Raw genomic sequence first — 13,992 nt, 5'->3', positions numbered from 1 at the left:
AAGGAGGTATGAACATGATTCCGGAGCGGTTTTTGGAGCCTTTGGAGTTTGCCGCGAATGAGCTGAAGGGGCTGCTGCGGGCTGAGAATGAGGAGGATGCGCGCCTGGTGCAGAAAGGGCTGATGCTTTTTCGGCAGGGGCTTGTGTATCAGCTGCGCTTTGAAGGTGATAAGGTGTTGGCGACCGTACAGGATGTGACTCCCGCAAAGGTAGAACTGGATCTTGAGTTCATTCATTTGAGTGAGTGTTCATGTCCGGCCGAAGGTTTTTGCCGCCATCAGACTGCGGTCTTTCTGCAGCTTCTTTCTAAAGCCAGAAGTGTGTCCATGTGGATTGAAGAATGGCGGAAGCCGATCAAGGAAAAGCAGACCGCCAAGAATTGGGGGCTTCAAAAAGCGAAGGATCTTTTGAAATCCTCCGGCCAGATGAAGGCGGATTATGATCGCTGGGTTGCTTCATTCGACGAAAGCTTTACCGAGCTAATGGAAAAACAGGGAGAACCCCGTCCTTATGTCCTGCCTGAGCTTTTCCATGTGTATCTGCGCCGCATGAAAGCCGGAGCACCGGTAGAGCAGGAATGGAAGCTTCTCTACCTTCTGATCGGCTATGTTTTTTCTTTTAAAAAGCTGATGGTGCTGAGCAGTAAGTACGGCCATGGCGAGGAATTGATTGACCGCTATTATCGCCACCTCTATCAGTCCCTGATGGAGGATTCCGTGGAGATCATGAATAAATTGTCGGTGCACTCCCTCCCCTTCGCGTTCGATCAATTTATCGAAAAGCTGAAGGATGATTCTGCCGGACTGATCACCGGTTCTTTTGGGATGGAGTATGAACGAACTCATTTATACCGGCTGCTATGGACGCATTTTTTCAAAAAGAAGGAATGGCGTGAAGCAGAGATCGAAAGGCTGGAATCCTTCGTCAAAGAAGAGGCAAACATGCCGTCAGTGGCAGGTTATGTGCATCTTCAGATTCTTGAACGCAATGATGAAAAGGCACTCAGTCTTTTAAATGTGCCGAATGAATTAATGACACCTTATATGCTTTACTGGCTCGATTACTTTTCAGCCAACAAGGACTGGAATCGGATGGGCCCGTATGCAGAAGCATTTATCCATAAATCACGTGATTATCTGAAAGAAATTGATGACTATTACGCCTGCATGGATTTTACCCGGATGTCCGTCAAGGCGATTTCTCCTTATTGCCTGGAGAACAGCAAAATGGATTTGTACGAGAAAGCCTTGATGGAGACGCTTCCTTACAGCTACAGTGACTATGAATATTTGCTTTTTGAAAAAGGAGAATTTATAAAGTGGGCGGACCTGCAGGCGTTTATCGGCTTTGATCTTGATTCTCTTGGCAAGGACCGGATCAGGGAAATCAGCAAAAAGGAGCCCTCCATCCTCCTCCCGCTTTATCATCAGTCCATCACTGGCCATATTAATATGAAAAACAGAGATCATTACCGCGAGGCCGTCCGGAAGATGAAAAAGCTTCGGACGCTGTACAACAAGCTGAAACGCCAGGAGGACTGGCAGCTTTTTCTTGAATTGCTGCTCGAAAAAACGAAACGTCTCCGCGCCTTTCAGGAAGAATGCAAAAGGGGTAAGCTAATCGATGCTTAAAACGAGATTTCTTCATGTGAAAGTGAAACCAATAAACAATGACCGCTACCTGATTTTTGCGGTTAATGAAGAGGGACGCCTGCTTTCTCCGAAGGAATGGCAGCCTCTCCTTTTTAACCATCACAGGGAAAGCTTTTTCGGAACCATGCTTGATGCTGCAGAGGCAGACGGCATTAAAGGGATCTCTGTAAGCGGATGGCAGATTGTCACCCTGTTTGCGGCAGAGCAATTCAACCGCTTGATTGATTGGAGCTGGGATGAAACGGCCGAGATTCTGCTGGCCTCCTCTCATGCTCTTTATGATTCGATCGTGGACCAGGAATGGATGCCGGATTTTGCAGCCTGGGAACAAGGTACATTCCGCTGGGCACTGCCGGAAAGTGTGATCGCCGAATTCGGCACAAACTTTTGGGAGCAGACAGTAGAAGACTCTCCAGTCAGGGAATTTATAGGGGATTTATTTCACCGCTCCCTTGATGGCTTTATGAATCAAAACCAGGAAGCGAAAGCTCAGTTCGGTGAAAAGCTAGAAGCATTGCGGAGTGAGCATCTCTCACCACGCGACCTTGCAGCTTATTTTGACGAAGAAAGCTGGCAGGAATGGATCGGAGTCAAAGCAAATGAAGCTCCTTTCTCGATCGGACTTAAGCTGGAAGAGCCCGGGGATATCGATACCAGCTGGGATTTGACGATCTTTCTGCGCGATAAAAAGAATCCTGATGTGTTTACCGATTACAAGGACTATTCGAATTATCCGCACGAATGGCATGCTTATGAAGATTCAATTGAAAAAGAGATCCAGCGCTGGCTGGAGCTTTTCCCATGGCTTGAAGGCAAGCCCGGCGAGATTTCGACTATGCTGACGGAAGATGAAGCCTGGACTTTTCTGACAGAGGCAAGCGAAACCATGCTGGCACTTGGCGTGGAAATTCTGCTTCCATCCTGGTGGCAGGCAATGAAGAACGCAAGCCTCAAGGTAAAAGCAAAAGTGAAAGGAACCGGCAGCCACCGCCCTTCGTTTGTCGGGCTTCAGTCCATGCTTGATTATGATTGGCGCTTCAGCATGAATGGCGTCGACTTAACAGAGGAAGAATTCCGGGGCATGGTAGAGGAAAAAAGACGGCTCGTATACGTTCGCGGCCGCTGGATTAAGCTGGACCCCCACTTCGTCCGCCATATCCAGGATTTAATGAAGAAAGCGGAAAAAGAAGGTTTGCATGTCCGCGATTTGATTGAGCAGGAGCTTATGGCTGACGGAAGCCCGCAGGAAGATGATCTGGATAATCCTAAAACATTTGCCCGGATTCAGATCGAGCTTAACCGCCAATGGAAACAGATGGTGAAGCAGCTCCGCGATATTAAAAACCTTCCGCTTGAAGAGGTCCCGGCAAGCTTCAAAGGTGATCTCCGCCCATACCAGAAGCTTGGGATGAGCTGGCTGCTGTTTTTGCGCCGATATGGATTCGGCGCCATTTTGGCAGATGATATGGGACTTGGAAAAACGATACAGCTGATCTCCTATCTTTTAAAAGTAAAAAAGGATGAAGACAGCGGCCCATCTCTCATCGTCTGCCCTACATCAGTCCTCGGCAACTGGCAAAAGGAAATCGAGCGCTTTGCTCCTGGCATGAGCGTATATCTCCACTACGGATCCAACCGCCTGAAGGGAGAAAGCTTTTCTGAAAAAGTAATGGAGTTTGATATTGTGCTGACCTCCTACGGACTAACCCATATGGATCTGGAGGATTTTGAAGCAATCGAGTGGAGCTCCATTTCGATTGATGAAGCCCAAAATATTAAAAATGCCCAGACAAAACAATCGAGGGCTGTCCGGAAGTTAAAGGGCAAGCACCATATTGCCCTCACCGGCACGCCGATGGAAAACCGCTTGACCGAACTCTGGTCCATTTTTGACTTTACGAACCACGGCTATCTCGGCAGTCTCGGACAGTTCCAGAAGCGCTATGTTCTGCCGATTGAAAAGGATGACGACAAAAACAAAGTTAAGCAGCTGCAGGCCTATATCCGCCCCTTCCTGCTCCGCCGCACGAAGAAGGATGAAGATGTGGCCCTGAACCTGCCTGATAAGCTTGAGCAGAAGGAGTATTGTCCGCTGACTGCTGAACAGGCTTCCCTATATGAGCAGCTTGTCCAGGATACATTCGCACAGATCGAAAAGCTTTCCGGGTTTGAGCGTAAAGGCCTGATTCTGCAGTTATTAAGCCGCTTAAAGCAACTGTGCAACCATCCGGCCCTTTATTTAAAAGAAGAGAAGCCTAAGCATGTCCTTGAGCGTTCTGTAAAGCTTGAAAAATTAAGCGAACTCGTCGGCGCTGTTCATGAACAGGGCGAAAGCTGCCTGATTTTTACCCAATATATCGAAATGGGGAATATGATCGCCCGCCTGCTGAAAAAACAATTCGGATTCGACGTGCCGTTTTTAAACGGAAGCGTGCCGAAGCAGGAACGGGATTCTATGATCAGCCGTTTTCAAAATCATGAATTCCCGGTATTCCTGCTGTCGCTTAAAGCCGGCGGAACCGGTTTGAATCTGACGGCAGCAAACCATGTTATCCATTATGACCGCTGGTGGAATCCTGCCGTGGAAAATCAGGCAACTGACCGCGCCTACCGGATTGGGCAAAATCGCTTTGTTCATGTGCATAAAATGATTGCCACCGGCACACTCGAGGAAAAAATAGATGCTATGCTTGAAAAAAAGCAGTCCCTTAATGACCAGATCATTACAAGCGAGAACTGGATTACCGAGCTTTCAACAGATGAGCTGCGGGACCTGGTTCACCTGACATAAAATTGATTCAGTCTTCAAGTCCTTGATATGCATAAAGGCTTGAAGGCTGTTCTTTAATTTTTGCATATTCCGGCTTATTAGGTTTTTGCGTCAGAAACGTGACTTTGCTGCCTTCTTTTATAATAAAACAGGATAGCTGCTGGTATGTAGGTTTCTTGTCCCCGGAGTTAATTGCCACTTGGCTTAATAAGAAGTTAAACTTGTAGTGAAGAGTTCGTTCCGTATCGTTGAACATAAGTGAAGTATGGCTTCTAAGAGGAATTCTTTGATAGGATTTATTATTCTGGAGCTTAATCAGCTGAAGCGCATCAAAGAAGCTTGGCTGATGATCGGTATTTAGACTTTTATTTTCTGTCTGAAAATACAGGTACCCGGTTTCATCTCCTTTTTCCACTAAATCAAACCTCCTTTTTATTATTTTCAAAAAATATATTCGACATATTCTGTGAATATCCTCCCTGGTTCTTAATGCCTATTCAGCAGTATTTATTATTTGTGAATATTAATCACATTCATTAGTGTGACCACCGTTCACAAACAGCCTTTTTACACATTATTCCCGCTAAGTTAAAAGAAAGAAAGCAAATGGCGGTGAAAAGGATGTCTTTACCTGAAATACTGAGAAAGTTAAGAACGGATCGAAAGTGGACTCAGGATTTTGCGGCAGAAATGCTGAAAGTGGATCGCTCAACCATCAGCAAATACGAGACAGGCAAGGTCACCCCCACTTACCAAACCCTCGTACAAATGGCAGAAGTATATAAAGTGGACAAGACCTTATTGACTGATGAATTGGCGAGCCAGTCCTCCTACACAGCAGACAAGTCCGTTTTAAAAGAAAACCCGGATGATAAGGACATGGAGATGATCCGGGAGATCATCAGCCATTATCCGGACCTGAAAAAAGCCCTCCTGGATATATACACCTTTAACGAAAAGAAAAAGGCTCTTGCTGTGAGAGTGATCAAGAACAACATTCAGGCATTGAAGGAATTTTAGGTCATTCGACAAAATTCGAGCGGTCCCTGTCACCATAAAAATAACCCGGCACAAGTGTACCGGGTTCCAATTTGGGGAAGTTTTGAGGATAAGATTGATTTTCTATAGTGAAGGAATATGTGTGGACAGCTGGTTGGGGGATGCCGTCAATTCATGATGGAGAAGCGTTTAGGTGTTTGCTGCTCTTGTGGATGGCTGTTTTGCATGACCGTTTCACGGATGAGCGATTCAAGCTGGAGTACCCGTTTGTTCAGATCATCGACTCTGTGGTTTGATTTTCCGAGCATTTTGATGAGGCTTTCGAGCATATATTCCATTGCCTTTTCTCTTTCGGACACTTCATTCAAAACGGAAGCTCCTCCTTGGTTACAGTCACTGGAATGTCCTCTGTCTTCTTCCGTTCAAGAAAGCGGACGGATTCAGCAACCACCTCTGTTACATAAATGCGCTTCTTTTCCTGATTATCATAATGCCTTGTCTGGATCCGCCCGGTTACTCCAATCAGGGTTCCTTTCCGGCAATACTGAGATGTATTTTCAGCCGTTTTCTTCCATAAGGTGCACTGCACAAAGTCTGCATCGATTTCCCCCTGCTGGTTCCGGTACTGGCGATTAACTGCCAGTGTCACATTTGTTACCGGAATTCCCTCCTGTGTCCTTTTCAGCTCAGGGTCCTTTGTCAGCCTTCCCACCAGGGTCACTTGATTGATCATGGTTTTCATCTCCTCTCTTTGATAGCCTTATCATAGCCGGAACCTCCCCAAAATGTAAAAAAGCGAAAATGTGTTTTTCACAGTGCTTTTTCGGTAAAAATACCCATAAAATTTAATTTTCCGTCCCTTTTCCGCAAAAAACTGCCTCGAAAATACGATTTTCAGCATTAATAAAAAGAAAATTCGACAAACTGTCAAATTCGCTTTCAGTTTGGGCTGTGTTATAATTTTTTATAGACAACTTATTTTAGAGATGGAGGTTAGCCATGAAAACATTTAAACTTGTTTCTCTGCAATTGGTGGAAGAAAATGGCCTGATTGATATTGAACTGGATGATGGATTGATTATTAATAAAGAAGATGAGAAGAGCAACTGGCTTCTGGAGGCATTTATTGATAAATCCTATCTTGAGTACTTCAAAAAGCGCGCTGATGATGAGGACGAGCTGACCATCCAAGTTGTTATAACCAAAAAAGAAAACGATCCAGCCGCATTCCAAACTAAAATTACCTCTATCAGCGAACTGGAAAACCATATCAGCATCCTTTTTGAGGGATCACTCAAAAGAACGAAAAATGATTACGCCGAATTGCTGCTCCAGGACCTCTTGGCCAAGGGCTACATCGGCGACAATCTTCTAGACGAATTCAAGGTTAAGATGCAAAGCAAGCCCCGCCTGGCCACTGCTAAAAAGGAAAATAAAGAAACTCCCGCTCAGTCATGACGGGAGTTTTTCTTACCTATTACTTATCTTTATTATCCTCATCCTGCATATCGAGATTATCTTCTACAGCGTCTTCGCCCGGCTCGTTGTTGTCTTCCATCATGTCGCCGTCGTCATCTGTGTTGATGTCGTTGTCATCTGTGTTTTCATTCAGATCATTCGTCATATCGCCGTTGTCACCGTTCATATCGCCATCATTTACATCACCATTATTATCCTCAGTGATTGTATCATCTTCCGGCGGCGGCTCCTGGTTGTCAGTAGCACAGCCTGCAAGTAGCATGGCGGAAAGAGCAGTTCCTCCGATAAGTGTTAAAAGCTTTTTATTCATCGTAAAAGCTCCTTTCAATAGATGTATTGTTGACCTGCTGCATTGGTCTTCCTTTATATTTCCCAAAAACCGAAACAACTTGCATCTTTTTTTACAGAAAAAATCCCGCACATTGTGTACGGGATTGTCTTAGCTTTATCTTTCAATCGCAAACATAATTTCTGCTTCCATCGCCACTTCGCCATCAACGGTCGCTCGGGCTTTGCCTTTTCCGATTCCTCTGCGGACGGAGAGCAATTCGACCTCCATGATGAGTGTATCGCCCGGCCGCACCTGGCGTTTCCAGCGGCATTTCTCCACACCCGCAAAAAAGGCAAGTTTACCTTTATATTCATCCAGTGACAGCAGCGCCACAGCACCTGTCTGCGCACAGGCTTCAAGCGTGAGGCATCCCGGGAATACATTGTAATTAGGGAAATGTCCATTAAATACTTCCTCGTTGGCACTTACATTCTTTTTGCCGACGGCTCTTTTTCCAGGCTCAAGCTCTTCAATGGAATCCACGAACAGGAATGGATATCGGTGAGGGATGATTTCTTTGATTTCTTCTACATTTAATTTCATATGTATCGCTCCCATGCATTATTTAGTACCAGATACTAATAGCTTATATTTATTTTACTAAAAAATTGATTATACGCAAAGTGCCAACAAAAAAAGAAGGGTTTTCCGCCCTCCTTTTCATTTCTATTCTTTTTCCACCAGTTCAATTATATGCATCCAGGTGGACTTTGAAAAAATATCCTTCATTTCGCCGCCGCCAATGACACCATACCCGACCGCGGCTCCTGCCGTAACGCTCAGGAAAATTAAAAGCACGACAATAATAATCCGAAGCCAGATCGGAATGAGACGAATGCGAACCCGCCCTTTACGCGGTGACTCATCTTTGCTGCGTTCATTTTTCAGTTGTTCACGCGTCTTGACTGCTTCTTGATTACTGTTGTTTACTGACATTTTATTTCCCCTTTTTATCTAACGTATTCCATTGACCAGCCCCATCATTTGATCAGCCATGGAGACGGATCTGGACTGAAACTGATAAGCCCGCTGGAGGTTGATCAATTCTGTCATTTCCTTGGACAAATCCACATTGGACTGTTCAAGGGAACCCTGGGCCATTCCAATCTGTCCGCGGAGTGCACCGTTCAGCTCTGTAAAAATCCCCTCGCCATCTATTCCATCTGGCAGGCCAAGAAGATTATCACCTTTTTGCTCCAGGAATTGAGGCTTGTTGATCAGGACCACTCCAAGATTGAATTCCTGGATGGCACCATTGGCTGCTTCCGCCAAAAAGCTCCCTGTATCGGTCACTTTAAAATTTTTAGCCTGTCCATTTATTATAATCGAATTATTATTTTCATCAAGAACCGGCAGTCCGTCAGCTGTCACAAGCATGGTCTCATTATCCGAAACCGGTGTTAAATAAAAAGCGCCCGCTCTGGTAAAACGCACTGCTGCTCCGTCTTCCGTCTGCTCCAGCACACGGAAATACTGGCCTTCCTTTGTGAAAGCAAAGTCGAGCGGCCGGTCTGTTCTCTTTAAAGAACCCTGCTGCATGACGATTTGGGACTGCGCCAGCTTTGCGCCCACGCCCTGCCTGATGCCTGCCGGAGTCAGTCTTCCTGCCTCAGCAGCCAGATTCCGCTGATTATTAAACTGCTGAAAAAGCAAATCAGTGAAATTGGCTTCCCGTCTTTTAAAGCCCGCTGTATCAATGTTGGCCACATTATGGCTGACAATATCCATCTGTTTCTGCAGCTGGGCCAGGGTATTTGTTGCCGTGATCATCGTACGATTCATTGTTTTTCCCCCTTAGCGGGTCTGCGGCAGGTCATTACCCGATCCGCCCGATTTCATTTGCGGCTTTCTCCATACTGCGGTCATATGCCTGGAGAACCTTTTGGTTGGCTTCAAAAGAGCGATAGGCTGCCATCATATCCGTCATTGTACGGGATGCATCCACATTGGAACGCTCCAGATAGCCCTGCTGAAGCTTGAATTGGACATTCTGTGCATTATAGGCATTTTCAAGGATGCTCTCTTCTGTCGCTGCAAAAAGTCCGTCGCCTTCTTTTCTCAGACTTTCGGGATTTTGGGAAAAAGTGATGCCTAGTCTGGCTGTTTCACCCGCTTCACCGGTAATCACACCATCTTCACTTACTGTAAAACGGTCACTGGAGAGCTGAATCCGCTCACCCGCATCATCTAAAATATATAATCCGCCTGCTGTCGTCAAATAGCCCCCGGCATCGATGGTGAAATTCCCATTCCTCGTATAGCGCGGTTCGCCGTCGTTTCCAGCTGCGTTATAAAAAACAGTCCCTCTTAAGCCTGTTTCCGGATTAACCGGCAAATTAAGATCCAGCAATGCCAGGTCAGTACCGAGGCCTGTTTCCTTCATATCTCCCTGCATGAAGGACGGTAGCGTCTCCTGCATATAAACCCCCGTAGTCAGTCTCCCGACTTCATTATTATAAGGAAGGTTTAGTCCATTTTCAGTCGGCACGGTCTGCTGGCCCATTCGCTTGAGCAGCATCTCCGGAAAAGCCCTCAGGCTCGTCTGATCTGCTTTAAAGCCGGGTGTATTGGCATTCGCCATATTATTTGTCAGTACTTCCGTTCTCCGCTGCTGTGCAAGCATTCCGGAAGCAGCTGTGTAGAAACCTCTAAACATCTGTTTCACCTCTATTTATTCCGAACAATCTATTCTAGCTCTATTATAAAAAACTTTCCGACAATAAACATTAAAAATTTGAAGAATGAAGTCAGATTTTGAAAAAGTGCTGTACCTTCTTTTCATCGGCTGAAATGGAAAAAAGTTTACTTTCAGCTGACCCAAAAAGAAAAACCCGCCAAATTGGCAGGTCCGTTGTTATACAAGCTTCTTCTTCGGAAGCTTATCAATATTATCAAGCATGATGCCAGTTCCAACAGCTACGCAATCCATCGGGTTTTCGGCAATTAAGACAGGAACTTTCAGCTCTTCCGCCAAAAGCTGGTCGATTCCGTGAAGAAGTGCGCCGCCTCCTGTTAAAATTACCCCGCGGTCAATGATGTCTGCAGACAATTCAGGAGGTGTGCGTTCCAGCACGCTTTTAGCAGCCTGGACGATGACATCAACGGATTCTGCCAAAGCACCCTGAACTTCCTCGGAACGAACTGTAATGGTTCTTGGAAGACCGGAAACCATATCGCGGCCGCGGATTTCCATTTCTTCGTTTTTGCCGCCAGGGAACACAGTCCCAATCGTTACTTTAATGTTTTCAGCTGTTCTTTCACCGATTAAAAGCTTGTACTCTTTTTTGATGTATTGAAGAATTTCGTTGTCAAATTTATCTCCGGCCATTTTTATGGATGAAGACGTCACAATGTCACCCATTGATAAAACCGCGACATCCGTTGTTCCGCCGCCGATATCGACAACCATGTTGCCGCTCGGCTGGAAGATGTCCATGCCTGCTCCGATGGCCGCAACTTTTGGCTCTTCTTCGAGGTAAATCTTTTTGCCGCCGCTTTTTTCAGCCGCTTCCCTGATCGCTTTCTGTTCAACACCTGTCACATTTGTCGGGCAGCAGATCAGAATGCGCGGCTTCGATAAGAAGCCTTTAACATTCAGTTTGTTGATAAAATGCTTCAGCATCGCTTCTGTTACATCAAAGTCGGCAATAACCCCATCTTTTAGCGGCCGGATTGCCACGATGTTCCCCGGCGTACGGCCGACCATGCGGCGTGCTTCTTCTCCTACGGCCAGCACCTTGTTTGTATTTCGGTCAATCGCCACTACCGATGGTTCATTCAGCACAATACCTCGGCCTTTAACGTGGATTAGCACGTTGGCTGTTCCTAAATCAATCCCAATATCCCTAGCAAACATTTCTTTTTTTCCTCCTTGCAACATGGCCAGCTTCTGTCCGCACCTTTGAAGGCTCTCTCTATTTAGGCATTCTTAAAGCGAACTTCGCTTATTAATTTTTCAGTTAGATGATCAAATCATTATTCGCAACAGCAGTTAAGGCCACGCAAAAAAATCAGTTCTTTAATAAAAGAAATGATTTTGCCTGGCGTCTCTTTAGGAGTCCTAGTCTTTACGAACCAAGTTCTATCCTAATTTTATATTTTATCACATTCCTTGTGAAAGCAGTAACATTTTGACAGAATTTGTGAGACTTTTTGCGGGTTTTTGTCGAAATGGGGAAAAGGATGCAGGCGACTTGAAAAGGGGCTTAAATCCATAGAGCAAAGCCAAGGTTTCAGGCTATGGAAACAGCTTATGAGCTTTTAGCCCCCGGAGCCGCAATTGAGGTTCATGTACAGCTTTGAAAATTAGCCGTGACACTTTTTAAATGGCAGTCTTTAGCCTTTGACGCCCTTATCGGCGCCATTCATTTCATTTCATTTCATTTCATTTCATTTCATTTAACTGGCTCTTCTTCCATTTCTTCTTTTTTATACTTCATTTTAGTGGCTTCACCGCCGCGCAAATGGCGGATCGATTTATGATAATCCAGGATTTCCTTTACTTCGTTTGCCAGTTCAGGATTGATTTCAGGCAGTCTTTCCGTCAAGTCTTTATGGACTGTACTTTTGGATACGCCAAACTCCTTCGCGATTACGCGAACCGTTTTTTTCGTCTCCACGATATACTTTCCAATCTTGATAGTTCTCTCTTTGATGTAATCGTGCACACCACTCGCCCTCCCCAATTTGGATGTGAGAAGTGTGAAATGAGACTCGCTTTCTGTCTGGATTTTAACTGTATTCCGCATGGATTGCTGATTAATTGAAGTTAATCATACATGCGCCTGAAATGCTTGCTTTCAGTTTGCGATAATTAAACATGTCCTCAACATATTCATTAGTTTAGTAAAACGATCCCTCACCTCATACATTCTCTTTGTAAGGTTTGTAACAGTTTATTAGCTTGGTTGAGGGAATATGCACGAAAAATGCAATAAGGACAAGGTTTTGTTTAAATTTTTTGAAAATAGGACATCTGGAAGTCAAAAAAAGAAATGTTTTCAAAAAATCCTTTAGGGTATTTGAAGAATAAGCAGTCTAAAGACCAGTGACAACTTTCCTAATTTCAATTGTTCCATGGATAAGATTCAGGACTTTCCCCGCATATTCGACAAAATTCTTCATTCCCTGTTAATTCATTTCGATGTCGCAAACTATTTCATTTACATCAGATAATTGCATATATCTAGCAATTATAGGGCGCATTGAACTATATGGATTTTTGGAAACAAGGGAAAAGAGCCAGGAACTCCTCCCTATTGTGAAGCGCATATTTACACCGTACTATTTTTGGGGGAAACAATTCATTTAACTGGTTATGACACCACAATATTCCAAAGGATAGGATGACTATAGAATGCAAACACGCAAGGAAAGAATTCAAAATAATAAAAGAAAGAAGATGAAAGCAAGAGGTATGACGGCAGCCAGCACCGTTTTTGCGGCAGTAATCGCATCAGCCGGTTTCAGCGCTTCAGCAAAAGAAACTCATGCATTAACAGGATTCTATAAAGTGAAGCAAGGAGATACCTTATACAAAATCTCAAGAGTACATGATATGACTGTTAAAGAATTAAAAGCGGTTAACAACCTTAAGGCTGACACGATCCAGCCCGGCCAAAAATTGGAGGTTCGGATTGAACGACATATAGAAGATTCCATTAAGACAGCCGTTTACACCGTGGTGCCGGGCGATACACTTTGGGGAATCGCAAAGCGCTACCGTATGAGTGTCAATGAACTGAAAACATTGAACAAGTTAAAAAGAGATATGGTCCTCATCAATCAGAAATTGACCATTCAAGGTGATATTACCAAAACAAAGGCAGTCATCACAGGTGCTGCTGACAATTTTACAGTGGAATTTAAAAACGGGGATGATTATTTCACACTAAAGGTACCGTATGGGACAGCAACGTCTTATCAAAAAATGTCAGGAAGTGAAATCCTTGTGGTTTACAAGGACGATGCTCTGATCAATATTCAATAATGGGATGGAAAGCCGGATTCAGCCGGCTTTTCCTCGTTAACCACATCACCCACCCGCTCATCAACATTCCAACCACGTATGCCTGACGCTTAATAATGCAGTGATCTCATTTGACTGTCAGTTGCTTTAATCAACTCTCCCCAGGTTTTATGGCCCCTCTGCTGAAATTGATAAAGCAGCTCAACAAATAGATAAGCGGTCGTCAAAGCATCCCCAGCGGCACGATGCCGGTCATAAATGCGGGTGCCGAATGCCATGGCATACCTCTCAAGGTCGCGCATATCGCAGGACGGAGCGATAAAACCAATCAGATCCAGCGTATCAATGGTCAGGAAACTTTTTAACGAAAGCTTTTCGCGTTTACATTCACTTTTAATAGCCAAGGCATCGAAGCTAACATAATGCCCAATCAGGCATACCGCCTCCCTTGATTCGACATACTCAAAAAAGCTCTGAATAGCTTCCCAGGCCTGCGGGGCATCTTTTACCAGCTCATCGGTAATAGAGGTGAGTTCTTTTATTTCCCGAGAAATTTGTCGTTTTGGGTTAACATATGTCTGAAAAAGGTCCTTTTCCTGCACTTGAAATCCTTTTACCGGGACGGCGCCTATTTCAATGATTCGGTCTGCCGCAGAAACTTGAAATCCAGTGGTTTCCGTATCGAAGACTATAAAATTCAGATCTTCAAGGGGAGTGGATAATGGAATACTCTCATATTTTAACGAACATGACACATTTTTTCTGAGAAAAAACATACCAGCCTCCTTTTAAA

General features: G+C 44.7%; 16 protein-coding genes. 5 read left to right on the top strand and 11 right to left on the bottom strand.

Translation table 11 applies throughout. From position 1 onward, the window contains the following. Nucleotides 1-14: 14 nt before the first annotated feature. On the top strand, nt 15-1,631 hold the full coding sequence (locus tag ACTHRG_RS04585) for an SWIM zinc finger family protein (protein WP_076257192.1): 1,617 nt from the start codon (nt 15-17) through the stop codon (nt 1,629-1,631). After that, the gene (locus tag ACTHRG_RS04580) at nt 1,624-4,443 is read left to right on the top strand and encodes a DEAD/DEAH box helicase (RefSeq protein WP_076257191.1); all 2,820 of its coding nucleotides are present in this window, start codon (nt 1,624-1,626) and stop codon (nt 4,441-4,443) included. Before ACTHRG_RS04585 ends, ACTHRG_RS04580 begins: the two co-directional genes overlap by 8 nt. Before the next feature lie 7 nt (nt 4,444-4,450). On the opposite strand, the gene ACTHRG_RS04575 is transcribed toward ACTHRG_RS04580, so the two are convergent. After that, nucleotides 4,451-4,837 carry a hypothetical protein gene (locus ACTHRG_RS04575; protein WP_076257189.1) on the bottom strand — a complete coding sequence of 129 codons (387 nt, stop codon included), beginning with the start codon at nt 4,835-4,837 and terminating at the stop codon, nt 4,451-4,453. A gap of 206 nt (nt 4,838-5,043) precedes the next feature. Between ACTHRG_RS04575 and ACTHRG_RS04570 the strand changes: the two genes are divergently transcribed. Further along, the gene (locus tag ACTHRG_RS04570) at nt 5,044-5,442 is read left to right on the top strand and encodes a helix-turn-helix domain-containing protein (protein ID WP_440230636.1); all 399 of its coding nucleotides are present in this window, start codon (nt 5,044-5,046) and stop codon (nt 5,440-5,442) included. Between the two features lie 146 nt (nt 5,443-5,588). On the opposite strand, the gene ACTHRG_RS04565 is transcribed toward ACTHRG_RS04570, so the two are convergent. Then, nucleotides 5,589-5,780, bottom strand: coding sequence for a hypothetical protein (locus ACTHRG_RS04565; RefSeq protein ID WP_286147943.1), 192 nt, complete (start codon nt 5,778-5,780; stop codon nt 5,589-5,591). A gap of 5 nt (nt 5,781-5,785) precedes the next feature. After that, nucleotides 5,786-6,154, bottom strand: a complete 369-nt coding sequence (gene ssb, locus ACTHRG_RS04560) for a single-stranded DNA-binding protein (protein WP_076257182.1) — start codon at nt 6,152-6,154, stop codon at nt 5,786-5,788. A gap of 266 nt (nt 6,155-6,420) precedes the next feature. Between ssb and ACTHRG_RS04555 the strand changes: the two genes are divergently transcribed. Beyond that, nucleotides 6,421-6,879, top strand: coding sequence for a YwpF-like family protein (locus tag ACTHRG_RS04555; RefSeq protein WP_076257180.1), 459 nt, complete (start codon nt 6,421-6,423; stop codon nt 6,877-6,879). A 19-nt stretch (nt 6,880-6,898) separates the two neighbouring features. Here ACTHRG_RS04555 and ACTHRG_RS04550 read toward each other — a convergent pair whose 3' ends face one another. From ACTHRG_RS04550 to spoIIID, 7 genes are all read right to left on the bottom strand, one after another. Then, nucleotides 6,899-7,276 carry a hypothetical protein gene (locus ACTHRG_RS04550; RefSeq protein ID WP_286147901.1) on the bottom strand — a complete coding sequence of 126 codons (378 nt, stop codon included), beginning with the start codon at nt 7,274-7,276 and terminating at the stop codon, nt 6,899-6,901. Between the two features lie 69 nt (nt 7,277-7,345). After that, complete coding sequence (gene fabZ, locus ACTHRG_RS04545) at nt 7,346-7,774, bottom strand: 3-hydroxyacyl-ACP dehydratase FabZ (protein ID WP_035327807.1); 429 nt, start codon at nt 7,772-7,774, stop codon at nt 7,346-7,348. A gap of 123 nt (nt 7,775-7,897) precedes the next feature. Continuing rightward, on the bottom strand, nt 7,898-8,167 hold the full coding sequence (locus ACTHRG_RS04540; protein ID WP_076257175.1) for a DNA-directed RNA polymerase subunit beta: 270 nt from the start codon (nt 8,165-8,167) through the stop codon (nt 7,898-7,900). An 18-nt stretch (nt 8,168-8,185) separates the two neighbouring features. Continuing rightward, the gene (locus ACTHRG_RS04535) at nt 8,186-9,013 is read right to left on the bottom strand and encodes a flagellar hook-basal body protein (RefSeq protein ID WP_076257173.1); all 828 of its coding nucleotides are present in this window, start codon (nt 9,011-9,013) and stop codon (nt 8,186-8,188) included. A gap of 34 nt (nt 9,014-9,047) precedes the next feature. Then, nucleotides 9,048-9,887, bottom strand: a complete 840-nt coding sequence (locus tag ACTHRG_RS04530) for a flagellar hook-basal body protein (RefSeq protein WP_076257170.1) — start codon at nt 9,885-9,887, stop codon at nt 9,048-9,050. A gap of 198 nt (nt 9,888-10,085) precedes the next feature. Continuing rightward, nucleotides 10,086-11,087 carry a rod shape-determining protein gene (locus ACTHRG_RS04525; RefSeq protein ID WP_061793486.1) on the bottom strand — a complete coding sequence of 334 codons (1,002 nt, stop codon included), beginning with the start codon at nt 11,085-11,087 and terminating at the stop codon, nt 10,086-10,088. Nucleotides 11,088-11,625: 538 nt separating this feature from the next. Continuing rightward, a complete protein-coding gene (gene spoIIID / locus ACTHRG_RS04520; RefSeq protein WP_009332173.1) occupies nt 11,626-11,898 on the bottom strand; it encodes a sporulation transcriptional regulator SpoIIID in 273 nt (90 codons plus the stop codon). A 689-nt stretch (nt 11,899-12,587) separates the two neighbouring features. Here spoIIID and ACTHRG_RS04515 point away from each other — a divergent pair. Next, nucleotides 12,588-13,220, top strand: coding sequence for a LysM peptidoglycan-binding domain-containing protein (locus tag ACTHRG_RS04515; RefSeq protein ID WP_076257168.1), 633 nt, complete (start codon nt 12,588-12,590; stop codon nt 13,218-13,220). A gap of 89 nt (nt 13,221-13,309) precedes the next feature. Here the strand turns inward: ACTHRG_RS04515 and ACTHRG_RS04510 are convergent, their stop codons facing one another. After that, the gene (locus ACTHRG_RS04510) at nt 13,310-13,975 is read right to left on the bottom strand and encodes a 3'-5' exonuclease (protein WP_076257165.1); all 666 of its coding nucleotides are present in this window, start codon (nt 13,973-13,975) and stop codon (nt 13,310-13,312) included. Nucleotides 13,976-13,992 lie beyond the last annotated feature (17 nt).

Origin of the sequence: Cytobacillus sp. SAFR-174, from assembly GCF_051964675.1 — a bacterium.
Taxonomy (GTDB): domain Bacteria; phylum Bacillota; class Bacilli; order Bacillales; family Cytobacillaceae; genus Cytobacillus.
This window is presented reverse-complemented; position numbering and strand designations above follow the sequence as displayed.